The sequence below is a fragment of the Pseudomonas sp. FW215-R2 genome (assembly GCF_058789255.1).
In genome coordinates this window covers 81,495-105,565 of record NZ_JBYTBO010000005.1, presented here as the reverse complement: position 1 = coordinate 105,565, position 24,071 = coordinate 81,495, and the positions used below count along the sequence as shown (strand labels likewise).

27 protein-coding genes and 1 pseudogene are annotated in these 24,071 nt (G+C 52.1%); 20 read left to right on the top strand and 8 right to left on the bottom strand.

The genetic code is table 11. The features are described 5' to 3' along the window. Positions 1–110: 110 nt before the first annotated feature. The gene (locus AC3WRD_RS08950) at positions 111–827 is read left to right on the top strand and encodes a TorF family putative porin (RefSeq protein WP_096819342.1); all 717 of its coding nucleotides are present in this window, start codon (positions 111–113) and stop codon (positions 825–827) included. A gap of 77 nt (positions 828–904) precedes the next feature. Further along, entirely contained in the window at positions 905–1,774 is an 870-nt protein-coding gene (locus AC3WRD_RS08945) for a DUF6279 family lipoprotein (RefSeq protein WP_102620294.1), read from the top strand. 82 nt (positions 1,775–1,856) lie between these two features. Here the strand turns inward: AC3WRD_RS08945 and AC3WRD_RS08940 are convergent, their stop codons facing one another. After that, entirely contained in the window at positions 1,857–2,249 is a 393-nt protein-coding gene (locus AC3WRD_RS08940) for a transcriptional regulator (RefSeq protein WP_096819344.1), read from the bottom strand. Positions 2,250–2,425: 176 nt separating this feature from the next. Here AC3WRD_RS08940 and AC3WRD_RS08935 point away from each other — a divergent pair, with 176 nt between their 5' ends. From AC3WRD_RS08935 to AC3WRD_RS08920, 4 genes are all read left to right on the top strand, one after another. Next, complete coding sequence (locus tag AC3WRD_RS08935; RefSeq protein ID WP_102620293.1) at positions 2,426–3,160, top strand: DUF899 domain-containing protein; 735 nt, start codon at positions 2,426–2,428, stop codon at positions 3,158–3,160. Between the two features lie 81 nt (positions 3,161–3,241). Further along, positions 3,242–3,517, top strand: a complete 276-nt coding sequence (locus tag AC3WRD_RS08930) for a hypothetical protein (RefSeq protein ID WP_102620292.1) — start codon at positions 3,242–3,244, stop codon at positions 3,515–3,517. A gap of 240 nt (positions 3,518–3,757) precedes the next feature. After that, positions 3,758–4,342, top strand: coding sequence for a C39 family peptidase (locus AC3WRD_RS08925; protein ID WP_102620291.1), 585 nt, complete (start codon positions 3,758–3,760; stop codon positions 4,340–4,342). Between the two features lie 12 nt (positions 4,343–4,354). Beyond that, the gene (locus tag AC3WRD_RS08920; protein WP_102620290.1) at positions 4,355–4,954 is read left to right on the top strand and encodes a hypothetical protein; all 600 of its coding nucleotides are present in this window, start codon (positions 4,355–4,357) and stop codon (positions 4,952–4,954) included. Between the two features lie 63 nt (positions 4,955–5,017). On the opposite strand, the gene AC3WRD_RS08915 is transcribed toward AC3WRD_RS08920, so the two are convergent. Next, positions 5,018–6,358: a DEAD/DEAH box helicase gene (locus tag AC3WRD_RS08915; RefSeq protein WP_096819350.1), complete on the bottom strand. Its 1,341-nt coding sequence runs from the start codon at positions 6,356–6,358 to the stop codon at positions 5,018–5,020. A gap of 191 nt (positions 6,359–6,549) precedes the next feature. Between AC3WRD_RS08915 and AC3WRD_RS08910 the strand changes: the two are divergent. The 5 genes and pseudogenes from AC3WRD_RS08910 to AC3WRD_RS08890 form a co-directional block, all read left to right on the top strand. Then, positions 6,550–7,251: pseudogene (locus tag AC3WRD_RS08910) on the top strand (mechanosensitive ion channel family protein); the annotation flags it as partial. Between the two features lie 77 nt (positions 7,252–7,328). Beyond that, complete coding sequence (locus AC3WRD_RS08905; protein WP_102620289.1) at positions 7,329–8,762, top strand: tyrosine-type recombinase/integrase; 1,434 nt, start codon at positions 7,329–7,331, stop codon at positions 8,760–8,762. Positions 8,763–9,063: 301 nt separating this feature from the next. Further along, on the top strand, positions 9,064–10,962 hold the full coding sequence (locus AC3WRD_RS08900; RefSeq protein WP_102620288.1) for a hypothetical protein: 1,899 nt from the start codon (positions 9,064–9,066) through the stop codon (positions 10,960–10,962). Continuing rightward, positions 10,959–12,980: a site-specific integrase gene (locus AC3WRD_RS08895; RefSeq protein WP_102620287.1), complete on the top strand. Its 2,022-nt coding sequence runs from the start codon at positions 10,959–10,961 to the stop codon at positions 12,978–12,980. The genes AC3WRD_RS08900 and AC3WRD_RS08895 overlap by 4 nt, the downstream gene beginning before the upstream one ends. A gap of 17 nt (positions 12,981–12,997) precedes the next feature. After that, positions 12,998–13,474 carry a hypothetical protein gene (locus tag AC3WRD_RS08890; RefSeq protein ID WP_102620286.1) on the top strand — a complete coding sequence of 159 codons (477 nt, stop codon included), beginning with the start codon at positions 12,998–13,000 and terminating at the stop codon, positions 13,472–13,474. A 188-nt stretch (positions 13,475–13,662) separates the two neighbouring features. On the opposite strand, the gene AC3WRD_RS08885 is transcribed toward AC3WRD_RS08890, so the two are convergent. From AC3WRD_RS08885 to AC3WRD_RS08875, 3 genes are all read right to left on the bottom strand, one after another. After that, positions 13,663–14,775, bottom strand: coding sequence for a hypothetical protein (locus tag AC3WRD_RS08885; protein ID WP_102620285.1), 1,113 nt, complete (start codon positions 14,773–14,775; stop codon positions 13,663–13,665). A gap of 469 nt (positions 14,776–15,244) precedes the next feature. Further along, a complete protein-coding gene (locus tag AC3WRD_RS08880; protein ID WP_102620284.1) occupies positions 15,245–15,553 on the bottom strand; it encodes a helix-turn-helix domain-containing protein in 309 nt (102 codons plus the stop codon). A 404-nt stretch (positions 15,554–15,957) separates the two neighbouring features. Then, positions 15,958–16,377 carry a hypothetical protein gene (locus AC3WRD_RS08875; RefSeq protein WP_102620283.1) on the bottom strand — a complete coding sequence of 140 codons (420 nt, stop codon included), beginning with the start codon at positions 16,375–16,377 and terminating at the stop codon, positions 15,958–15,960. A 464-nt stretch (positions 16,378–16,841) separates the two neighbouring features. Here AC3WRD_RS08875 and AC3WRD_RS08870 point away from each other — a divergent pair, with 464 nt between their 5' ends. The 7 genes from AC3WRD_RS08870 to AC3WRD_RS08840 all read left to right on the top strand — a co-directional run bounded on the left by AC3WRD_RS08870 (position 16,842) and on the right by AC3WRD_RS08840 (position 19,743). Then, positions 16,842–17,486, top strand: coding sequence for a hypothetical protein (locus tag AC3WRD_RS08870; RefSeq protein ID WP_146013082.1), 645 nt, complete (start codon positions 16,842–16,844; stop codon positions 17,484–17,486). A 135-nt stretch (positions 17,487–17,621) separates the two neighbouring features. Then, complete coding sequence (locus AC3WRD_RS08865; RefSeq protein WP_102620281.1) at positions 17,622–18,086, top strand: hypothetical protein; 465 nt, start codon at positions 17,622–17,624, stop codon at positions 18,084–18,086. Between the two features lie 111 nt (positions 18,087–18,197). Beyond that, the gene (locus AC3WRD_RS08860) at positions 18,198–18,389 is read left to right on the top strand and encodes an MbcA/ParS/Xre antitoxin family protein (protein ID WP_102620280.1); all 192 of its coding nucleotides are present in this window, start codon (positions 18,198–18,200) and stop codon (positions 18,387–18,389) included. Positions 18,390–18,422: 33 nt separating this feature from the next. Continuing rightward, complete coding sequence (locus AC3WRD_RS08855; RefSeq protein WP_102620279.1) at positions 18,423–18,617, top strand: hypothetical protein; 195 nt, start codon at positions 18,423–18,425, stop codon at positions 18,615–18,617. 42 nt (positions 18,618–18,659) lie between these two features. Beyond that, positions 18,660–19,019, top strand: coding sequence for a hypothetical protein (locus tag AC3WRD_RS08850; RefSeq protein WP_102620278.1), 360 nt, complete (start codon positions 18,660–18,662; stop codon positions 19,017–19,019). A gap of 103 nt (positions 19,020–19,122) precedes the next feature. Beyond that, complete coding sequence (locus tag AC3WRD_RS08845) at positions 19,123–19,449, top strand: DUF7693 family protein (protein WP_492574038.1); 327 nt, start codon at positions 19,123–19,125, stop codon at positions 19,447–19,449. A gap of 84 nt (positions 19,450–19,533) precedes the next feature. After that, a complete protein-coding gene (locus AC3WRD_RS08840; protein ID WP_102620277.1) occupies positions 19,534–19,743 on the top strand; it encodes a hypothetical protein in 210 nt (69 codons plus the stop codon). Positions 19,744–19,795: 52 nt separating this feature from the next. Here AC3WRD_RS08840 and AC3WRD_RS08835 read toward each other — a convergent pair whose 3' ends face one another. After that, a complete protein-coding gene (locus tag AC3WRD_RS08835; protein WP_371858311.1) occupies positions 19,796–19,993 on the bottom strand; it encodes a DUF1652 domain-containing protein in 198 nt (65 codons plus the stop codon). A 696-nt stretch (positions 19,994–20,689) separates the two neighbouring features. Next, positions 20,690–21,670, bottom strand: coding sequence for a GlxA family transcriptional regulator (locus AC3WRD_RS08830; RefSeq protein WP_102620276.1), 981 nt, complete (start codon positions 21,668–21,670; stop codon positions 20,690–20,692). A gap of 103 nt (positions 21,671–21,773) precedes the next feature. Between AC3WRD_RS08830 and AC3WRD_RS08825 the strand changes: the two genes are divergently transcribed. Both AC3WRD_RS08825 and AC3WRD_RS08820 read left to right on the top strand, forming a co-directional pair. Then, positions 21,774–22,442: a DUF1326 domain-containing protein gene (locus AC3WRD_RS08825; RefSeq protein ID WP_256580635.1), complete on the top strand. Its 669-nt coding sequence runs from the start codon at positions 21,774–21,776 to the stop codon at positions 22,440–22,442. Continuing rightward, positions 22,439–23,272, top strand: coding sequence for a DUF2182 domain-containing protein (locus AC3WRD_RS08820; RefSeq protein WP_102620275.1), 834 nt, complete (start codon positions 22,439–22,441; stop codon positions 23,270–23,272). The genes AC3WRD_RS08825 and AC3WRD_RS08820 overlap by 4 nt, the downstream gene beginning before the upstream one ends. 53 nt (positions 23,273–23,325) lie before the next feature. Here AC3WRD_RS08820 and AC3WRD_RS08815 read toward each other — a convergent pair whose 3' ends face one another. Then, positions 23,326–23,967, bottom strand: a complete 642-nt coding sequence (locus AC3WRD_RS08815) for an HD domain-containing protein (protein WP_102620274.1) — start codon at positions 23,965–23,967, stop codon at positions 23,326–23,328. Positions 23,968–24,071 lie beyond the last annotated feature (104 nt).

The window sequence follows — 24,071 nt, the reverse complement described above, 5'->3', positions numbered from 1 at the left end:
ATCGACGAACGGCCCTCGATGCCGATCATTCGCCGGTATCCTTGCACGCGTCTGGATCAAGCGTTTCAGCAGTCTTTATCGCACTGCGCTCGCTGTTCAAGGAGTGACGCATGCTCAAACCCCTCTGTTTATTTCTTGCAGGCCTGCTGGCGAGCCCGATGACGCACGCGCAGATTTTCCAGCGTGAACTCGGCGACTTCGACCTCAAGCTCGGCACCACGCCCAGCCGCAGCATGGCCCAGGGACTGGTCAAACCTTCTGCCGCCGGCTCGTTCCACGGTGGCCTCGATCTGAGCCACGACAGCGGCCTCTACGTCGGCCAGTACGCGCCGAGCATGGGACTGACGCCGGGCAAGAATCTGGAGATCGATTCCTACGTCGGCTTTAAACAACCCTTCGATCAAACCCTCGGCTACGAAGTCGGGATGATCCATTACAGCTATCCCAAGGTCGACACCCTCGACAGCCAGGAATTGTTCGGCGGCCTGACCCTGCTCGGCAGCCGTTTCGGCATCGCACTGAGCAACGATCCGGACAAACAGAACAACACCTTGTTTGCCGATCTGCGCGGCAACCAGCCGTTCGGCATCGGGATCAGCATGAAATACACCACCCATCAGCTCAATACACCGGTCTCGGTGGACGGCGGGTATGTCAGCAGTTTTACCGACTGGTCGGTGAAATTTTCCCGCCCGGTGATGGGCGTCGACCTCGACCTGATCTACAGCAACTCCAGCCTCAGCGGCAGCGATTGCTCTGCCTATTCCGGGCACAACAGCCAGTGCGACGGGCTGGTCACGCTAAAGGCCGAACGTGCGTTCTATTGATTGGCTGAACTGCCGGGCTCATCCTGCGTTCACATAAGCATCAGACTTCGAAGCCAGGCTCACGCAAGGATTCGCCCATGTCTCGCTGGTTCAAACAGATTGCCGCCCTGCTGGCTTTCACCCTCGCCCTCGGCGCCTGCAGCCGTGTAGGCCTCGCCTATCGCAATCTCGACGTGATCATTCCGTGGACGCTCAGCGACTACCTGGACATGAACGGCGAGCAGAAAGGCTGGTTCAACGAACGCCTCAAGGAACACCTGAGCTGGCACTGCAGCACGCAGTTGCCGGGTTATCTGGACTGGCTCGATCGCCTGCAAACCATGGTCGAGACCAATCAGGTCACCGACGCCGCGCTCCAGGCCCGCACCTTGGAGGCCAAGCAGGCGATTGCCGAGACCGCACGTGAGATCACCCCGTCGGCCATTGAGTTGCTGCAAGGACTGGATGACAAACAGGTCGCGGAAATGAACGACGCGTTTGCCAAGGATCTGCGCAAACGCCAACAGGAATATGTGAAGCCACCTCTGGCCCAGGAGATTGCCGAACGCGGCGCACGCATGGACAAACGCCTCAACGACTGGCTCGGGCCGCTGAGTCCCACACAAGAACAACGCGTGATGGCGTGGTCGACAGCATTGGGCGACCAGAACACTCAATGGATCGCCAACCGCGCGCACTGGCAACAGCAGTTCAGTGCAGCCGTCGCCCAGCGTAAAAGTCCGGAATTCCCACAGCGGATCGAGACGCTTCTGGTCTATCGCGAGCGTTTATGGACAGCGGATTACCGCAAGGCTTACGCCGACACCGAAGCCCAGGCGCGCTCGCTGGCGGTGGATCTGATGGCTGAAAGCACACCGCAACAACGCCAGCGCTTGTTGAAGAAAATCGAAGGGGTGCGCAAGGACTTCAATGATTTGAAGTGTTTGAAGGCCGCTAAACAGAATTAGAAAACCACAAGATCGCACCCTTCGGTAGCTCCTGCAGAATTTGCGGAGCTACCGAGGGCTGCGATCTTTTGCTTTCCTGGATTCAGGCAATCTGCGCCTTGGACGCCACCCGATCAAACGTCGCCTCATCCAGCGCATCCTGCTGCTCATCCAGCACCTGACGCGGATGATCATTACCGGGAATGCTGCTGTCGATCAGGCTCAACAGACTTGAACCGCGCGGGGTCAGGCTGAAGTTGTTGCCAGTGCTGCCCTCATCCTCCCCACGGGGCCCGATGTAACCGCGCAGCAGCAACAGTTGCTCATATTGGCAGGCGATGGTTTTCAGATGATCCAGATTCTCGATCGGCTCGCCCGCCGCCGCTTTTTCCGCCGCATAGTCTTCTGCGTAAGAGCGCGGTGCGAAGCTGTGGCCCGCGCCGTTCTGTACTTCATGCAGCAGGCGTTCAATCAAATCCCAGTTATAAGTCGTCATCCTGATTCAACCTCCGGTGCGCGTGATTAATGGCGCCTTCAAAGGTTGTGACCCGACCGGACAAGAGCCGTTCAGCTTCATTTACCGCCCCGGCCGACCGGCGGTCTGTCGATTTCCGACAGCGGCGAGCGACTAGTCTGAGACAGACGGTTTCAACCCCCGCAGGAGAAATCATCATGAACGTTGAGAATCATCCGGTGGTGTCGCGCGAAGAATGGCTCGCCGCCCGCAAGCAGCATCTGGCCGATGAAAAGGCCTTCACCAAAGAACGCGACCGCCTAAGCGCCAAACGTCGCGCTCTGCCTTGGGTGAGGGTCGACAAGGACTACCGCTTCATGGGACCGAACGGCGAATTGAAACTGGCTGACCTGTTCGGCCAAAACAGCCAACTCGTCGTTTATCACTTCATGTTTGCCAAAGGCTGGGAGGAAGGCTGTCCGGGCTGCTCGTTCCTCAGCGACCACATCGACGGCGCCAATCAACACCTGGCCCATCACGACATTGCGCTGGTGGCGGTGTCCCATGCGCCATTCGCCGAATTCCAGGCCTTCAGGCGGCGGATGGGCTGGAAATTCGACTGGGTGTCGTCGGACGGCTCCGATTTCAACTACGACTTCGGCGTTTGCGCCCACGCTGATGATGCCGAAGCCGGAAAGGCTACATACAACTACGAAAAGACTGACAGTGGCGAAGAGGAAATGCCGGGGCTGAGCGTGTTCTATCGCGCCAGCAACGGCGAGATTTTCCACACCTACTCGACCTACGCTCGAGGCCTGGACATGCTGGTCGGTGCCTACAACTACCTCGATCTCACGCCAAAAGGCAGGAACGAGGACGAGATCATGGAGTGGGTGCGGTATCACGATCGGTATGACGGAGAACAAAAATCCAGTTGCTGTCACGGGGACTGAGCCAGCAAAGATCCTGAACTTTTCATTGGCCACAGCCCTCAACCGGTTAACCCGCCTTAACCGGATCTGAGGCCTGCCGCCATGAAAACCCTGCTCAAACTCACACTCGCCGCCACGCTCGCCTGCGCCCTGCCCGTCTGGGCCTGCACCCCGGAAGAAGCCACCGTCAAGCGCGAGCAACTGGCCAGGGAAGTCGCCAAGCTCACCGAGCAAAACCCGACCAAGGCCAAGGAAATCAACGCCGAGTTGCAGAAGATGGACCTGGGCACGGCAGCCGCCGACCTGCCAGACAAATGCCAGTTGATCGATCAGCGGCTGAAGGAACTGGATTCGGCCGAGAAGAAAACCGAGGGCTGACATCTCGCTCAACGCCGCAGGCTTCGGCATCAACCGCTCGGGATCGATGCCAAAGCCCGCGTCCTTTCGTCTGGATTTTTGCACTAATGCATTTTTTGTATTTGCATCAATGCATATTCAGACCTAGGGTTACCTCGAGCCTGATCGGAACCGGCCATCGGAGATGGCAACCCATTCACCACCGATCGCTCGCAATATCCACACGTTGGACGTTTGTTTTCATTCATGGAGGATTGAAAAATGTTAACCACTGAAACAACGCAATTCACCGGCAACACCCTGCCCGGGTGCCTGACCGGCCATCTGCTCGATGCGCAACTGGTCGAGGTCGAAGCGGCCCCACAGGCCAAGGCCCTGGCCGCCTCGAGTCTCAACTTCACGATGCAGCAACAGACCCAGACCAACTGGTGCTGGGCCGCGGTTTCCGCTTCGGTCGGCAACTATTACGGCACCGGGTCCTGGACCCAGTGCGGCGTTGCCAGCACCCAACTGAACCGCAACTGCTGCAGCCAGCCGGGGCCGTGCAACGTCTACGGCTATCTGGATTCGGCCCTGCAAACCACCCGCAGCTACAACGGGATGAATCAGGGTTCATTGCAGATGTCGGCCATCCAGAACCAGATCAACATGGGCCGGCCTGTCGGTCTGCGTTGCGCCTGGTACGGCGGCGGTGCGCACTTCCTGACGATCTACGGCACCAACGGCAACTACGTGCTGGTCGCGGATTCGATCTACGGCTATTCGACCCGCGCGCTGAACTCGTTCCCCGGTTCCTACAACGGTGGCGGCAACTGGACTCACACTTACTTCACGGCGAAAAACTAGGAGGGCGACATCATGCAACTGACTTATCCAAAGGCGCCTTCCAACGGCGTACAGACCTTGCGTCCGGTGTTGCAAGCCGCGCTGCAAACCCAGGGCTTTGGCATCAATCACCAGTTCGCCAGTGCTGCACCGGCGAAAATCAGCCTCAGCGAAGCCTATCGCGGCTACTCGCTCAGTCTGGAGGATCTGAGCCAGGGCAAAGGCCTGAAGGACGCCCGGCTCGGCGACTGGCATTACCTGGTGTTTGCCGACGGTGTGTCGATTGCCGATGCGCAATTGGCCGAAGTCCGTGGTCACGTCGAGTTCGCCTCGTTGAACCACGGCAACCTGGCGGCGGCCACGGTCGATGCACTGAAACTGGCCGAGCAATCGCCACAGTTGCAGGGCAAAACCGTTGAGCTGCGAGTGTTGTTCGTTTCGGCGCTGCACGTTGTAGCGATCTGGCTGCACGCGGCGGGTGAAGATGTGCTGATCCCGATCGAACCGACACCCAAGGAACTGGCTCTGACCGGTTTGTACAGCGAGGCAGCCCTGCTCGCACAGCTCAAACCAAAAGCGGATCAGGCCAAGCAGCGCTTTGATGCCGACACCCGTGGGCAGCTGGGCAGCTGACAAACTCAAGGAATAAAAAAACCCGGACAGTGTCCGGGTTTTTTATTGCCTGCCTGAAACGCCTTACTCGGCCGCAGGTGCAACCGGCTTGCGGCGCTTGAGCGGGGCCATGCCGTCGCTGCTCACCAGAGAATCCGGCTTCGGACGGTTGGCGCTCTTGCGCTTGGTCGGGGTCTTGGCGGCGGTTTTCTTCTTGTCGCCCTTGGCGTCGGTCTTTTTCTTCTTCACGCCGACGGCCTTGCCCGAGGCCTTGACCTTTTTCGGTCCGCCGTAGGTGCCTTTGACTTCCTTGATGGTGCGGCGCTCGAAGCTCTGCTTCAGATAACGCTCGATGCTCGACATCAGGTTCCAGTCGCCGTGGCAGATCAGCGAGATCGCCAGACCGTCGTTGCCGGCACGGCCGGTACGGCCGATGCGGTGCACGTATTCGTCGCCGCTGCGTGGCATGTCGAAGTTGATCACCAGATCCAGACCATCAACGTCCAGACCACGGGCCGCCACGTCGGTGGCGACCAGAATTTTCACGCCGCCCTGCTTCAGACGATCGATCGCCAGTTTGCGATCCTTCTGGTCTTTCTCGCCGTGCAGCACGAACGCCTTGTATTCCTGGGCGACGAGGCGACCGTAGATGCGGTCGGCCATGGCCCGGGTGTTGGTGAAGACGATGGCCTTCTGGTAGGTCTCGTTGGCCAGCAGCCAGTTCACGATCTGTTCTTTGTGCTGGTTGTGGTCGGCGGTGATGATCTGCTGACGAGTGGTCGAGTTCAGCTGGCTGACCGCGTTGAGCTGCAGGTGCTCAGGGTTGTTCAGCACCTTGGCGATCATCTCGCGCAGGCCGGAACCGCCGGTGGTGGCGGAGAACAGCATGGTCTGCTGACGGTTCGGGCATTCGTCGACCAGACGCTGTACGTCTTCGGCGAACCCCATGTCGAGCATGCGGTCGGCTTCGTCGAGCACCAGCACTTCGACTTCTTTCAGGTCGAGGTTGCCGGCGTTCAGTTGCTCGATCATCCGGCCCGGGGTGCCGATCAGGATGTCCGGTACCTTGCGCAGCATCGCGGCCTGGACCTTGAAGTCTTCACCGCCGGTGATCAGGCCGGACTTGATGAAAGTGAACTGCGAAAAGCGCTCGACTTCCTTCAGGGTCTGCTGGGCCAGCTCGCGGGTCGGCAGCAGGATCAGGGTCTTGATGCTGACGCGGATCTTGGCCGGGCCGATCAGGCGGTTGAGGATCGGCAGGACAAAAGCGGCGGTCTTGCCGCTACCGGTTTGCGCCGTCACCCGCAGGTCACGCCCCTGAAGCGCCAGCGGAATGGCCGCGGCTTGCACAGGCGTTGGCTCGACAAATTTCAGCTCGGCCACGGCTTTGAGCAGGCGTTCGTGCAGGGCGAATTGGGAAAACACGGGTGCTACCTCGAAGATATGCAAAAAATCAGCTGCATAGGTTACCGGTTTCGAGCGCTCAGGCCGAGTTTCTTTGTGAAATCAGCCGTAATCAGTGGCTTTTTTGTTGCTCGATTTGTCTCCAACGGTAATACACAGCGTCTTAAATGCTCTAATCGCCCGTCGCGTCTTACAGAAGAATCGTCTCTCTCATGGATTTCAAACAGCTCTGGCTCAACGCCCAAGACCTCTGGGGTGCCCTCGATCAGCACCCGCTCCTGCACGCCGGCCTGGCGCTGATCCTGCTGCTGGTGATCGCGCTGGTCCTCGGACGAGTGGCGCGTTACCTGATCCTGCATGCCAGCCGCATGCTCGGTCGCCAGCCCGCGCTGCACTGGCTCAACGACTTTCGGCATAACAAGGTGTTCCAGCGTCTGGCGCAGATGACCCCGTCGCTGGTGATCCAGTTCGGCCTGCACCTGGTGCCGGAGCTGAGCAAGACCGCCACGGTGTTTCTCGGCAATGTCGCGCTGGCGTTCACCATTCTGTTCCTGCTGCTGTCGGTCAGCGCCCTGCTCAATGCCCTGCTGGACATCTACGCCCGCACCGAACACGCCCGCACCCGCTCGATCAAGGGCTACGTGCAACTGGCAAAAATGGTCTTGTACGTGTTCGGCGCGATCATCATCGTTGCCACCCTGATCGACCGCTCGCCGCTGTTGCTGCTGTCCGGTCTGGGTGCGATGTCGGCGGTGATCCTGTTGGTCTACAAGGACACCCTGCTGTCGTTCGTCGCCAGCGTGCAACTGACCAGCAACGACATGCTGCGGGTCGGTGACTGGATCGAAATGCCGCAGGTCGGCGCCGATGGCGATGTGGTCGACATCACCCTGCACACGGTCAAGGTGCAGAACCACGTGTGAGCTCCGTCGCCTTGACAGTTATTGAGAGCTGATCTTCACTGGACTAAGCAAATCTTAGGACCAGGCTCATGTCGACTGATACCGCTAGCTCCTACCAAAAGATCAAGCTCAGAAACTTTCGGTTCTTCGAAGTCTGCGAACCCAGCGTTGCCATGGATTGGGAAGGCGGTATCGAAACCGACAACGTAAGCTTGCCTGCCTACCCGATCACCGCATGGCCTTACACGGCCTCCCACATCCCCTTCTTCCATATCATCCTGGATCCCGATCAACAGATCTGGGTGCTCGGCAACCTCTATTTGTTAGATAAGGTGGCGGGAAACAAACCGGTCAAGCATCAATCGGAGGAAAACATTGCTAGTGATTTAGCGCACTTCATGACGGTATTACACAACGCCGACAAGGACTGGCTCACCTTTGGCATGAGAACTCATGAGCGCCCGACCTACTTCTACAGAGCTGAATTAGAAATCCTAGTCGCTACGGACGCAATCAAGTGGGCTACTGCGAAACGTAAGATGAGCAGCGCGATTGGGATCTACCGGTGGATGAAGAGAGAAAGAAACTTCACTCCTAGATTTCAAATGTGGAAAGAGGAAAAGATTCAAATCCGCTATACCGACAAATTTGGTTTCCCAAGCACAAAGGAAGTCATTACAACTGATCTGTCCTTCAAGCGACCTCCGGAGCATGCCAGAGCTTTTATTCAAGATGGCGGCAAACTGCGCCCACTCGATCTTCAGGAACAGGAACTCCTTATCGATGCACTGTACAGGCTTGATAACATCGAGATGCTTTTTATCTTTATTCTCGCTCTGACAACAGGCATGAGGATTCAAACCATTCTAACATTGCGTGAACATTGCATTGACATGTTAGCGAAGGATGAGGGGCGGTTGATTAAGATCTCAGTTGGCGATGGTACTCTTGTGGATACAAAAAACCAAACACACCAAGACGTGCTATGCCCCGACTGGGTACACGCAAAACTTGCAGCTTACTTAGCTTCGCCAAAATACCAGGCGAGGAAGGATCGTGCTTGTAGCAAGCCCAAGGGAGAACAGTACATATTCTTAACTCGCACAGGAAAGCCCTACTATCTAGCGAACAGTGACAAGTCTGACACTCGATATACGGCAGCGGAGAATGGTTCAGCTATAAGGGCGTTCATCAAAGATCGCATTCTTCCGCTAATTAATGAAGCTTCGGAAGGCTTCCAGTTTAGCTTCCACGACCTCAGAGCAACCTTTGGTATGAACCTCATTGAAGAAAAAACTAAAGACATTGATGAAGGAAAAATAAACATGGTTGATCTATTGGACTACGTTAGAAAACGTTTAAACCACACCAGTGTCGAGACAACGATGAGTTACTTAAATTTCAGACGAAACGAACAAGAAATTGCCCAGGCACAAACAGATTTCGAAGTACATCTGAAAGGCCTACTCGATGACAGGAGATTCTCCGATGATCAGGCTCGTAAACACCCAGACGACAAATAACGTTACGGTTACTACGAAACCAATGCACCACCAGTATCGTTGCCGATACCCTTCGACTAAGCGCAATAGTCGAAGATCTCGCAAGAAATGATATGAACGGCGCGCCCTTACTTTAGGGAGGTGTTAACTTTGTCTGTCCATTCATCAACTTGCATTCGCAAAACCGAGTTCATTCAAGAGCCGCAAATTCAACATCGTTATCTCGACCTAGAATGTTTGCACGCGACCAATTAAGCACTGCGAGCGTTTCGCCGCGAGATGGCATCTCATCGTTTAAAACTCAACAAAGTCGAGACTGCACATGCCAATGCATATTCGCCAACCGAAGACACTAAATATTGCTAATCACTCATTGGTTGATTGCCAGAACTTACTGTCCGGCATTTCCATTGTTGATCTTGTGATTTGCTTTGACGATGAGACGCCATTTGATATCGGCGCGCTTTGTTATTCCATACGAAAAAAGGCCATCCGTTCCTTGGTCAAACAGGTAGACATTTCCTCCTTAAGACCTGGGAGGGAAAAGGCCTTTCGAGAGCTTGTCGTAGAGAAGATTACCGAAATCAAAGTCGGTCGAACCCGACCGAAATCCGCGACCACAACGCTCAGAGAATTATCGGCTTTTACGGATTGGAGCGATGCTACCAACCATGAAAACTGCTTTGAGAGCCCGCCTGACTATCACAGAGCCTTGTATGAGTATTCTCAAAATCTTAACAAGAGACTAGAAAAACATGAATTTAAACAATTCACCGCCAATCGCTTGCAAGCATTTGTGATTAATAACGCAACGACGTTTTTCCCAGATGCCATCTACAACTTCACAGCTCATATACCTCCCATCAGCTCTCAAGGACACATAAAAAATAAAACAAAAGTTCCGGAACTCAAAAAATACGTAACCAATCTAACTTTATGCGATTATATTTTTGATGGGTTTACTGATTTCCTGCTCAAACAAGAGCTATTCCCATATCAAATGCCCTTTCAACGTGAACACATCTGGTTATTGCCTGCGCAATACCCATTTGTCACTCAGAAGATCTTGAGCCTTAAAAAACGTTACATCGAAGAATGCATTTTTTGGAACTATGCTAAGGGAGAAGTCAGGCCATTGGATGAGTGCATGGAAAGAGCGAATCAAGCGCCTCATCAAGTCAGGCGTCAACGCCAAGAAACACTAGACCTCCTCACAGCGTCCAACAATCAAACACATCACCCGGCAAGAGTCAGATTAGCTAAATGGGCCCACGACTCCTTTGTATACCTGTTCGTAGCAAATACCGCTATGAATGAAACACCCGTACGCGACTTGTTATGGAGTGAAAAATACACAATTTCTAAAGATCGCCACGGTTTCAGAACAATAAAATGGCGCGCTCACGGCTTGCCCGTCGAATTCGAAATATTGTCCTCATTTGTGCCGACGTTTGAAAAATTCTTGAAACTGCGAAAATACATTGTGCGAGATGCGCTACACCCCTACCTTTTTATCGGCATGAGCAGTAATCCGTCAAAACAAATCACCAGGTTGCAGCCCAGTACCATTCAACACATCAATACTCAAATAGCCAATTTCATTGACCCGGGTCACGAGCCATTAAATTATCGAGAATTGCGCCTATACAAAAGCAGTTACCTACTGTCAAAAAAACATAAAATATCAACCGTCGCCAACGTTTTACAAACGAGCGAGACGTCTGTTAGAAACAGTTATACTGAGGCGGAAGAAAAACAAGCCATTGATGAGATTGCATCGTTCTTTAGTGTATTGACCGATAGAGCCAATGTATTCATTGATTCTGCCACACCTGCAGGAGGATGTTCATCTCCAGATAAGCCGTCAACAAAAAAAACACCCCCAGAAGGTTATGAACCTAACTGCAAAAATCTGGAGGGGTGTATTTTTTGTGATGAGTTTCGTACCAATACCGAGCCGAAACAGATTAGAAAACTGGTGAGTATGAAATACACCATTGGCGAGTTGATTAGCAGCTGCAATTCGGCGCAACACTTTAACGAAGTACACGGTCTAGCAATACAGCGTATCGATCAACATCTAGACGAAATTTCTGCGACATCGCCAGCAGCAAGTGATGATGTGGAGAAAATCACCCGCGAGGTGTACGAAGAGAATCAACTCAGCGACTACTGGCAGAAGCAATTGGATCGGTATATAAAAATAGGGGTTATCAAATGAAAAGCGTGCCAACCTTTGAAGAAGCTCAGAGCTTTACTCCATTCGCACCCGAACCTGAAGTTTATTACGGAATGTCATTTATTGATATTCCGCCTGATTTAATCATTAGCCGAGATGCAAAAGGTAACGTACTGTCCAGATTTGAGGATCCTTTCTGGGATGTGGAGCCCTATTGTCTGACCAATAAAGACAAGACCTATCTAAAACTAATCGAGGATCGAGAGATAGACCTTGAAATTGGAGAAGCCAATTTTTACAAAAGAATGTTATTGATTGCCATGTTTTCCCCCAACAAGACCGGAAAGCCGCTGCGAATCACCACTTTAGCTTCTGTAGAGTTCCTCCTAAGTGCAATGAAAACATTCTCAACCGAACAAAATATCTCCCCAACAAATATATTTGGATCAAGCTCAACTTTTAAAAAATTCATTGACACTTATCATGGAGAGAGCTCGCTTAAGTCACTAGTCTCACTATCACGAAAGCTTTTGCACCTATCAGAGAAAGAGGTAGGATTTTGCATTGACGGGGCTATTAGGCCTCAGATCAAAAAAATAGCCAAAACAAGGCCCGAGGGCAAACAAACCCCCATTATCCCGTCGCGAATTCTTTTCACAAAATACCAACACTACATGGAGAAAATAAATGACTATCTTGAAAACAAAGACAAACTAAGCAACCTGTTAGCACTCATATGCGAAAACCATTCATACGCAAGAGCCTTAGATGGCGGTACCTTTTCAAAATATCACCCATACGAGAAATCAAATCCTTTCAGTTCGCACCACCATCGCAGATTGATTATGGCGGAACATGTTGATTTTGATACCGCCATTCAACGCCATGATTTGACCAAACTGTCAAATAAATATAACTGGACAAGCGTTACCGAAATCGCATCTTTCTTAACCACTGTCCAATATTGTTCCAAGTGCATGATTCATATATTCACTACAATGCGAGATGAGGAAGCACTTGCGCTACAGCCTGAATGCTTGGAACCAGTCATAGGCTGGAATAAAAAAACTGTTTATGTGCTCAGCGTTACGACAAAAATGAAAGGCCGAGCTGTGAAATCGAAATGGATCAGCTGTCCAGAGATTGCCATACCATTGAGTGCACTTGAACAAATCAGAAAAGATATCGTTTGCAACAGTGCTCAGCCCAATAACGAATTAAAAGATTTACTGTTTGCTGCCGTCGCAAAACTGCCATTTTCACCAGGGGCTCCAAGCAAGAAAAATAAGGGCCGATCAGCGTCAGGATTCGCGTCAAGAGTAGAACAAAAACTGCCTCAGGTACTCATCACCGAAGACGATATGCGTGAATTGGAGGCCATTGACCCCTTCAGAGATTGGCGCGCTGACAAGCAATTTAAAATTGGTCAACCTTGGAAGATCACCTCCCATCAGTTCCGTCGTTCCATTGCCGTCTACGCAGCACAAAGCGGGCTCGTTACCCTGCCCGCGTTAAAGCGTTTACTCCAACACTTAACCAAAGAGATGTCACTTTACTACGCAAAGGGCTGCAGTGCAGGCAATGTTATTTTTATGGAAGACAACCCGTTTGCCATCGCTTATTTCCTTAGAAATAAAAAAGCTGCTGACGCAGCGATGTACATTAAAGAGGTACTAAAAAGCAAAGAAGAACTCTACGGCATTCATGGCATGCTGATCGATAACAAGAGAAACAATATCATTATGAAAACATCTATCGAGCAAACAAAAATTAACGTCGAAAAAGGCTTTCAAGCCTACCAGGAGACACCGGTAGGTGGGTGCGGGTCAGTTACCCCGTGTAACAAGAGAGCACACGGAAACTTCTTGACCTGCGACACTTGCTCCGAATCCGTCATAAAAATGAGTGCTGTTTCAAATATTATTAGCGTCGCGCAAATGCACTTAAAAACATTGAATCCAGATACGATCGAATATCGGGCTGAACTCGCAAATCTGCAAGACCTGGAAAACTTTGTGGTACGTATTAAAAAACAAAAAGCCAAACAAAGCAAAAATTAAAATTGGAAGCTAAAGCCATGACCAAACTGCTAGACGATATCGGCAACACAGGCGAAATAGGAAATGCAGTCGATATAGGCGAGGTATCTCAAGACTCGACCGGGACACTGACTGACTACTACGAGGCGATACACCGAATTGTCAGTGGCATTCCCAACATAGTGCCAAAAGGCGCAAATTTGAATCTTGATAATGTGGCACTGGAGGCTGGACGGGGTAAAGGCAGCATCAAGCGCGGAAGGCCTGTCTACGCAAAACTTATAGAAGAAATCCGAATTCGCGCGGGCCAAGTCGATGGTCAAAAATCACCTAGCTCGAAAGCGTTAACGGAAGCAAAGCTTTCCGCCCAGAAAGCACGTTTGAAAAGTAAAACATTTGAAGGATTATATAAGGACGCCATTGCCAGAGAGTTGATGTTACTGCGCCAAATTGACGAGCTTAAGAAAGCGCTTTTAGAGACAGGAAATGTCACCCCCATTCGCAAACAGAAATAGCCAAATTTATAAGCCGTGATATTCAGTAGCGCGGTAGCACATTTTTCCCCATGCCCTATCTATCCTGAGGTGGGCCAGATGGGTAGTGCCAACAAAATACCTGCTATTTGATGTCCTTAGCCGCGCACTCGAACGGGCGAAAGAAGCCGACGTACGCCCCCCGTAAGCCAGACTTCGGCCAAACTTCCTTATATCGTTCTAACTGCTTGAGCGTACTTATTGACTGCGATCACATCGGCACTATTTAGCTGATGACCAAATTTGTTCCTGACAATGCCTGCCACTCTATTTGTTGAAAGTTCAAGATACCGCTGCTTACTCGCGTGAAGCGGCCGAAAACGCAATTTCCAATTGATGTCGTAGGCGTACTTCACGAGAAAACTCAGCATTTTTGGCCAGTCGATTTCTACCCCATCAGTCGAGAAATCAGAAAGGTCTACTGCTTCGCTAATATCATCGGTAAAGGTCGTCACTACTGTTACTCCGTCCAACTCAGAACTCGAAAAAAGTTTAGACAGGGATTTTTTGTACCGCTCCACCTCCCTTAACTTTAGAGAAGAAGAAGCATCATTGGAGTCGAGTAAATCCTGTAGTTCAATTAGATTTTTACGCATTTTTTCATATCTTCCCCTTACCTCTAGTACTGCTTGACCCAAGTCCTCTTTGCTGTCAGCGAGCTCCAATACTTCTAAGGCAATAGGTGGAATTCTTATTATCTCTTTTGGAGCGAGTGAATTACCCATAGAGCACAAAATATCTCGAAACCCTGGATAAGTGGCAGCCAAGGTATACTTAAGCTGTTGATAAGAGGCTCTTCGCTCTATTTCACTTGGTATTTTTGCATACAAGGGCAAAGAATGTGCCGTCAGCACAAGGGAAATACCGGTTTCCTTTTCCATTGCCATATCGGCAGCAAGTTCACTGCCGCACGCCATCAATGAGATGAACTCGTGCTCACTGCCAAAAGGGACGCGTGTAGGGAGTACCGAGAGCACTTCTTGAGCGATTGGCGAGGCTATGAGGTTGCGTCCATATAGCACAGGGTCAGGATCAGTTGGGTAGTAGCGCTTCAGCGTTCCTGAATCCAGCAAGGCTCTGATAATGGGGTTTACTTGCGCACTGTTGAAACTTTTAATTTTACCGACATATGCCAACTCATCCTGAATCACGGCAGCGTCGATCCCGGCACACAGGTCGAGGAAGTACAAGATATCGAAATCTCGCTCCAGCTCATCAAGATCAGGATAGGAGGACAAGACGTTAATTAAAGCCGTGCCATTGTTGTTGGGGATATGCAGCATCTTCGCCACCTCATCAAGCGTATGAGCGCAATCAGTCTTTGGCACTACGTCGCCTAACACACTGAGTCTTTAGGTGGCCAGTCGCATAGGTTGATGGCAATTAAATATAGCAGCGGGGCAGAAAACGGCCACCAGGCGGCTGTTGCGCCAAAAGCGAACCAGATCGAGCCACAGCGGAACCAACATTGAAAAACGCTGGTAAGCGCACGACTGGGTCTCTACCGCACCTTATGAAATACGATACCGGCCCAATCGCGTTGCTTTCACTTGAACCATCCAAAGCTGGAGCGACTGCTAAACCACCTCAGACCCCATTCCAACCTCGACTAGCCAAGCGCTATCCTGGCCCAAGCCAATACATGCCTAGGCCACCATTGGTTACCGTCCATGCCGGTGAGGTTTCCTGGGGCCGTGCTCCCACATATCAGCTCTTCATCTAACAAAAGCGTCAACTAAATTGCCGAGGCTATCAGTGGCGTAAAGCAAGGCTCTCTGCCAATTCAATCACCTGTTTTCTGTCATCGTTTTTCAGGCAGTGAAAGCATTGAAGCAAATATGCGGTGTCATCGTCCTCGCAATAGAAAAACGCCGCTGGCAAATTCAACACCGCTGCAATTTGCTGCACTGTACTTTCACCTGGATGGTGAACACCTTTCTCGTACTGATTCATCCGCGCCGAGGCCGAGGCTGGCTCCAGTCCCGCCTCTATGCCTAAGCGTTCTTGGGACAATCCTGCTGACTTGCGCGCATCTTTCAAGCGCTCGGTGAATGTGCTCATTTCTCATCGCCTAAAGACTAAGAGAATCTTAGATTTTTTTTGACCGTTTGCTAAGACTTACTTAGCTTTAAGTCGATGACATCTATTTGAAATCACACACGACGACTTGCCAGGGAGAAGATCCTTTCAATACAGGAAATGAAAATCGTAGACGGCCAGCTTGAATTCAAGAAGACCCAGATCCAGACCGCCGTACCACACCACATGCGCGGAACAGAAGCAGCAAGACAGTACGACGAAGCTGTAAAGAGCGCGGAGCAGGCTAAGAGGCACCTGATTGCGAATGCGACCTCTCTCGCGTTACGTAACGAATTGGACGTTGACAATAAGCTTCCTCGGCTACACGCTGCCGTGATCTGGACGTTGCGGCGGTGTAACGAGGGGACTGCAAACCAGCAGCGTGCTCACTCTAACGGAAAACCCTTCGCGACCCATTCCCTTCGATATATCTCACAAAGGCGCAGCGCGGACTTGTATGCCTCGGCAGGTGCTTGCCCATCCTCACCTGGATAAGAATCAGGATCCATGGATCGCAGTTTCGCAAGCTCGCAAACACAGTCCAGCGCAGCGGCATTTCGTTTGGCTATGATGACATCCACGATTTCGTGAAATCCTGGGCCCGGGCCGTTCTCCCAGTACCACTGTTTTAGCTCGTTATAAATCCTCAAATGCCGGGTATCGAATCCACCAAGATGCTGATTAATATCAAACGGAAACTGACCGCTCCTGAATTGATAGAGCACGTAGCTCTGAAGAATACGCGCGGTGCCGTAGTTATCGTTGAGGAGGACGTCGCTGTACTGCTCATACGGTGATTGATTCATGAACTAGTACTCTTTTTTTGGTGGATGGCGGTTTTCTGAAGTTTAGACATGTTTGGCAAACACCAACTTAATCCAAACTACCTTTCGTCGCTTTTGGCGCAGAGCCAAGATTAGCTTGCAAGATATCTAGAGAGTCAGGTGCGATTCATTCCTTGGATCTACATACCCACATTTAAGCCAGGTACATCAATTACCACGCCACTTGACCCCACTGGATAATTTGTATCAATGGCTGCCAAGCGCACTAAGCGCGAACTACCAACCGTCGGAAAACCTCATAATCAATATATATTTAAATCGTCAACCAGAACATGCACGCCATTGATTTTAAAGACCTTTATTTATGGTTAACGCACCATAAGTACTACCTTTAAGACAATTATGAAAATGACCAAATTTTTGGCTTGCAAACAAGAAACAAACTATTATTATCGATGAACAAGGCGGTCATTGAGCAAGTAATCATGACAAAGGTGGAATCAGTCAGCCTGCAGCGCAAAGAACCCGAACGTGCTCGCTGCTCGCGCCTGTTCTTTGCTGAGCATGATCTGATTGACCGTAAGGACGGAAATCTTGTCGCCTCGATCTACTCCACATATCAAGCCTTGGAAGCCAATTTTGGGTTCCGAGAGCAAGCAGGAATTCAGACGTTTGCAATCCTTTGGGGGCAAAACGGCTTCGACAGTCGACTTATCAGAATCGTTGAAAAAGGCATAATTGAGTCCGTATTGTCTCCTGTTCAGCTGATTCATCATTCCAATGGCCTCCTCACTATCATTCTTAATCCTGCTTTTCGTCGACACCCAAATGACTTCGTCGATGCATGGCAAGAAATCGCACTTAATGCGGCTTACGATAATTTGGAGCTGCGCTGCATGTATGAAAAAGATAACCGTCTCTATAACGACGGGCGCCTACTCCATGATCAAGTGAAAAGTATCATCGCTACTGAGATACTCGACATTCTGGACTACAGAAGTGCGCATTCTCTTTTCGATAATGAATGGGATGAATCCGATTTCGACGGGCCCGAAGGTGAACCTGATGAGTCTGGCTCCAAAGATGGCCAGTCAGCATTTGACTTTTTCGATGATGACTTTCCGCTTTAGATGCCGCCGCCTCAATCTCAACATAATTCCCTCAACCATATTAGTCCATCTCTTACTACGCCCAGTTAAAAGTTTCACAAATATCGCCCGATCGAATTGACCTACAAACATATATAGAGGATCAACGAGGCGCCTATGGACGAATCCCCTTACAAGCAGCATCGGAAATTACTGCTTACCGGGCGCTCCCCCACCGCCTGCTGCTTGCAGGAATTTGCAATTTCTATGTTCGCAAGCTACCGCTTCAAATTCAGCACGGGATGCATTCGTACGTTTAATGCTAAACAGTTCGGTATCTTTCAGGAAATGGCCACTTCGTTCCATCAACACGGTCACAATGATCCAAACTTCGTAGAAGTCTGCAGGGCTATAATTGAAAAAAGGACGAAAGCTGCAAGGGACAATCTCGCGCTGCTAATGAGATATCAGGCGTTACAAAAAAGCGGCGCTCCTCCAGATGAGTACCTGATTTTACTCAAAACCTACCAAATGCAGCACAAAGTCAATCGCGAGAATGGTTACATCAATACGGATCATCTGGTGCATCCATCTGTAGTCCCCGAAGCTGAACTTGGCGACTGGTACTTCGAAATACTGTAGGCCAGGAGATTGATCTCAAGATACACACAGCGCCTCGGCGCTGAATGTCAGTCCCCACCATAGCAATAGGCTAAAACCGTGTGCTCACCGACAACCTCATGAGAGCCCAAAATGAATCACGTTGAGCTGATCCAACGTCAAGCCGAGCAAGTCTTTGGCAACAAATCCAAAGCCGACACCTGGCTGACTCAACCGAAAACTGCTTACGGTGGAGTCACTCCATTGGAGCTCGCTTTCACTGAAGCGGGATACGAACTCGTGAAGGCTGAACTCGAAAAACTCAGCCACGGATACGCGTGCTAACACGAGCCCATCTTCCAATACCCCGGACTCACCATGATTGTTTTTGATCTCAACAGAAACGACAGCGAAGCCCTGTTCAGGCACGTTGAAGAATTCAAGCCGAGCTCAGACGACCCACGCGAAGACGCCCGACTCCGAGAAGCGTTGCTGGAATTGAAAGAAGCTTTGGTGTCGCATCTGGAAGACGCCAGCACTCCAGTCGCCCCTAAACCAGAGCGACGGATTTAGGTCGAAACGGGAGCTCAAGCACATCATCATCCTGGCGTGCGTATGAAGATCACGACCCCTCTCGAAGGGCAGCTTTGGCAATTGGCTGTGGCCACGCTCGGCGCGCAAGGCTTGGAGCAGTTGGTGGCTGAACTGCTAAAGAGTCATGTGAGGGCACGCGCGGTGAACATGTATGGATTTCTACGCCTCGAATGGCTCGGTCAGGAGGCATTAGAAGCCCTGCGCAAGGGCCAGCGCCGGGCGGGAGCAGAGCTAGCTTTTTTTCGGGATGACCCGAGTAAAGTCGCGATACTTCACTGTCATTCCGGTCATCTGCTGCGAGGCATCGTCCAAACTTTGCCGCCGGAAGTACTGCCAGAGGACGTGCTTGAATGGCGTATGCAACTCGATATTGGGTTGTGATTTCATCCCGTAGCTCCTTGCACCTGAAGTGCACTTCGGCGAAGTTCATTGAACTGGCCTAATAATTTAGGACACCTCAAGACGAGTATCGGCAATCAAGACGATGGAAAATTTGAACACAAAACCTGCTCTCAACGCCCGCGATGTCTACCAGGTACTAAAGGACGTCGCGCAGAGCACACGCATCATGACAAAGGCCAGCAGACAGTCCAGGAGTGAGATCTATCACGGCCTTATGCCTGTTGAGATCGATGGCTGGCGTCTCACGCTTTTCAATGACGGCGGCACCTTGGATTACTGCGGGGATTGCAGGTCTCCTGACGGTCGTGTCGGGACTGTTGAAAACTGGCAATGCTATGGCAAAGATCCAGTCATACTATTAAGTGGCTGGGAGTGCGCGCAGCTTGGGCGTCTGCTAAACACGCTCTGACTATGTGTGTCATCAATAGTCGAGCGAAAGATCCCACCAAATTCTTCTACTGCTACGCTGTCCTTTTTCCACGGAGGAATCGCGATGCCAAACTCTGACCTACTCCCTTCCCTGCTATTCAAGATCAACGAAAACCAGCAAGCCCTTGAAGCCGCCATCATGGAACTGACGCTCTGGGTCGAGCAGCGTGGATCGGGTGAGGTTGGAGGCAACGTGCGTGGTGCGCTGGACACGATCAGAACAAATGAAGAGTTCATCAACATGACACTTGCTGTGTTGATGACATCGGAGTAATTCCCCTATGCATCGAAAGAAGCCTGTTGGGCGCGGTACCGATCCTGTCGACCTATTGAGTGACTGAGAATGTGCGCTTGCTGATTGTGCTCCGAGCCAGCTGAGCAAAAGAAACCCTCGTCGCGGCCATCTCCGAGTGAAGCTCGCCAATCAGATCAGCAATGGCTCGACTCGATGTGAGATTCGCAGTCGACACGCCGGTGACCAGCAATTCCACTTGACCAGAGGATGGCGCGAACACCTTGATCATTAGAGATCCATCGGGATTCACGGTGCATCTACAAGACAGCGGCAGGAAGCCACACATCAATGATGTGCCGGAGCTCAAGTACGGAAATTATGACGGTCGTCCTTAGTATTTTTTCCTTTATTTTTTTCTCCCCAAAAACGGTCATCAAGTAGTGCAGCAGCGGAAAATAAGACCAGTTGTCGCCATGTCCATGTACCTCCTGGTGGACGCGCACCTATCAGCACCTTAACCAGACTCTGGACGCGCCATGACTCGAACAACGACTTGAACGCAACCACCCCTCTCACAGCCCACGAGGTCTACTGAAGGACGTTGTGCTGGGCACACTCACCATGACAAGAACTAGCAGCCAGTCATTGAGCGAAATCTGCAACGGCCACGGCTTTGCTGACTGGCCAAGGAATGGATGCTTCAGCGGCTGATCGGGCAGCAACGAATCTACTGGGGGAGAGCGATGTCGGAGCAGTCGATGGTGATTGCCTTTGACAGTGCATTCATGGCGGTGACACTGCTGCTGCGTTGGCTGCCCCTGTAATGGTGGCAATCAGGATTGGCTTTGCGAAGCAAGCGAAAGCGGGGGTGCTGTAGAGACGACTGAAGGCAGACTCAACACCATGTTCGGCACCAGTGACCACACACTGGAGAACAGCAAACCCTGAAGCCTTGAAATTTCAACGCTGTCCACAGACTCAAAAATCACTGTCGGCTCACGTTGAATCGTTGTCGATATTCACCAGGCGTCAGCCCCGTAATCCTGATAAAGATCTTTCGGAACGCACTGGTGTCGCTGTAACCGACATCCCACGCAATAGACTCCACATTCAAGTTGCTGAATTGCAGCATTTCACGCGCCCGCCCAACGCGCAGTCTCTGACAATAATCGATAGCCGTAAAACCCGTTGCCTTTCGAAAGCGCCGAAGGAAGGTTCTTTCTTCCAGCCCTGAACGCGCTACGAGCGAAGCAAGCGCCGCATCCTTCGCTCCACTTGCCTGCAGCCAGTGTTGAGTTTTGAGCACCGCGGCATCGCCATGGGTCAGGTTCGGGGAAAACGCGCTGTAGTAGCGTTGTTCTCGCCCAGGAGGATCTACCAATAAATAGCGCGCGGTTTGCGCCATGATGACAGGCCCGAGAAAACGGTCGACCAACTTCAAGCCAAGATCAATCCACGCCATCAATCCACCCGCGCTGATGATATCGCCGTCGTCGATGACCAATCTGTCTGTATCGAGATGCACATCGGGAAACCGTTGCCGAAACAGATCGGCATGATCCCAATGTGTAGTGACCGACCGACCGGATAGAAGCCCCGTTTCAGCCAACAGGAATGCGCCTCCACAGACGGAACACAACGTTGTCCCTGCACGATGATGGCTGAGTAGCCACTCAACGAAGGGCGCGGCCTCCTGTGTCGATATCGGCCCACCAAGTCGAGGTGGCATCAGCAACACGGAAGGCGCTCCATCCCCCTCCTCGCTTTCCTCATCGACACTGACAGGCGTCCCGTTCGCTTCTTCAATATGCCACTGGCTCACCCGCAGGAACGCTGAGGATTTGTTGTGATGCTGCACGGCAAAGCGATCGGCAACCTTGAAGAGATCGATCAAACCGTAGATGGCGGCGAGCTGTACGCCGGGAAATCGGACGATGCCGATCTCAATGCTGGAAGGTAATGTCATTTGTCGATATTAACCCTATCTATGTCGAAATCGCCACGGGACACCTTCAGCTCTCCAGCCCATGATCCTCAAAAGATTTACCGACTAATAAAAGGGCTGGCAGATGGCAAATCAAGTAGGTGCAATTGAAACTCCGCGGTGGCGAATCTCAGGTGAGTGGCTGGATGTCTGTTCGTGCAATTCGCCGTGCCCCTGCACATTCGCTCAGCCTCCTACAGGCAATCACTGCGAGGTGCTTTGGGCGTACCGAATCAATGAGGGTCACTATGGCCCGACTCCCATGGCAGGCCTGAAGGTTGTCCTGCTTGCCAACTTCACCGGCAATCTCTGGGATGGCGCCTGGCTGGATGCGGGGGTTTTCCTCGACGCAGACGCCGATGAAGCCCAAAGAGCGGCTTTGGCAGCGATTTTCACCGGAGCGGCCGGTGGCTGGATGACGCAGTTTGTGCCCACACATGTACGTGAGCTCAGAGGCGTCGAGTTTGCGAATATTTCCGTCGATATCGAGAGCACACTTGAGCGCTGGCGGGTGACGGTCGATGACAAGGTCGAAGCGAGCGGCCAGGCCTTGAAGGGGCCGACCTCCGACCCGACGAAGCTGTTGCAGAGCTTCAACCCTCCCGGCAGCGAAGTCGGCCCGACCGACGCACCTGTTACCTGGGGCAAGAGCGTTGCCGGACGCTGGAAAGCTTTCGGGTTTGATCAAAATATTCCGGCCGGCCAAGCGAGCAAGCACATTCCTTTCGACTGGCATGGGCCGGACGCACCATGATGAAAACCGTCATATCCGCTTCACGAGCGGTGGCTTCAGTCCTCGGACGAGGTCAACAAGGGCTGGGATGGACGATAGTTGTCGTTGCGCTCAGCCTGGCAACCTGGTTCGAGATGCTCGCGGTCATGGGCGACATGGACGAGGGGCCAGGAACGCCACTGCACGACCTGCCAACTTACCTTACTGGCTGGGTTGTCATGCTGACAGCAATGATGCTGCCGTCAGAACTCAACTACATTACGGCCTTCGCGGGCATGCTGAAGTCCCGGGGAAGTAATCCCATCACACAAACGCAGCGCATGACCTGCTTCATCGCTGGCTATGGTGTCGCTTGGGTGAGCTACGGCCTGGCCGCCTATCTCCTGGACTCCGCCATCCGGTCATTCGGCCTGGAATTCCTTGCATGGAACCGTATGGGCCCGTACTGGGCAGGAGCTGTACTTATCGTTGCCGGCGCATTTCAGCTCTCATCCCTGAAAAATGTGTGTCTGACGGGATGTCGGTCGCCTTTCTCGTTTTTCGCTCGCTATTGGCGAGGCGGCAATGTCGGCGCCGTTCTGATGGGCGCGCGGCACGGCATGGTTTGCGTCGGCTGCTGCTGGGCGCTGATGGCGGTGATGTTCGCTGTCGGCGTCATGAGCCCCACCTGGATGGCGCTGCTGACGCTGTTGATGTTCGCTGAGAAGGTACTGCCCAATGGCCAGAAGCTGGCGACTCCGATCGCAGTGTTCCTGGTGGTGACAGGAATGTGGATCGCGATATCACCGGACACACTACCGCTTCTTAAAAATCCTTTGCTTCCCTCCATGAGCGTGTCCCATGTGCATTGACTTGTCAGCAATGGCGCCGGCAAGTCACTGGCCACTGCAAGCAAAACGTCGCCTCAACTATCGAATGGAGCGTTATCGATCAGGTCGCACACGTTCGGGCAATCGAAACCATGGATGTGGCGGCGCCCGACATCCCCAAGGCCAGTGCCAATAGCCGTGTGGGGCTTCTTGCGAGCGACTTCGGCGACCGCAGCAGTGAATGCCGCTTTCATCCCGACACGGGGGTACAGCGCAAGAGTGTCGTCAATCAGTGAAGGTGTGATCTCTTCAATGAAGAGCCCCATCACATCGACGTGCGCGCCCATGTAAACAAGTGCAATTTCCGACTGCTTGCGATCAGCAATACCTGCACTGGAATGAAGGGCAATGGCGTCCCAGACAAGCTCAGCTTTCGACTCCGAATAGCCGTTCGCCAGCAGAAAGCGGCTAGCAGCATCGGCCCCGTCGACTTCAAAGCGCTGATCGGCAGCAAACTCATTCGTCAGTCCCAAATCATGCAATAGCGCAGCGAGGTAGACCACCTCGCGGTCATATTTCAGGCCTCGCTTCTGTCCGATGAATTCGGCAAACCACCATGTCCGGTGTACATGGTGCAACAGCGCCGGTGGGTGGACGCGCTCGACGAGAGTGGAGGCCTTGCGGGCAAGTTCAGAGTCGGGGGCACCGAAGCCGCCAATGATGATAGGAGTGTTCATGGTTGCTTTCCTGTGAATGACGTTGGTTCGACATTCAGTTTAAACATCGCCATCCGGCACAATTGACTATTTACGGATGATTTATGCCAACATATTCATCACAT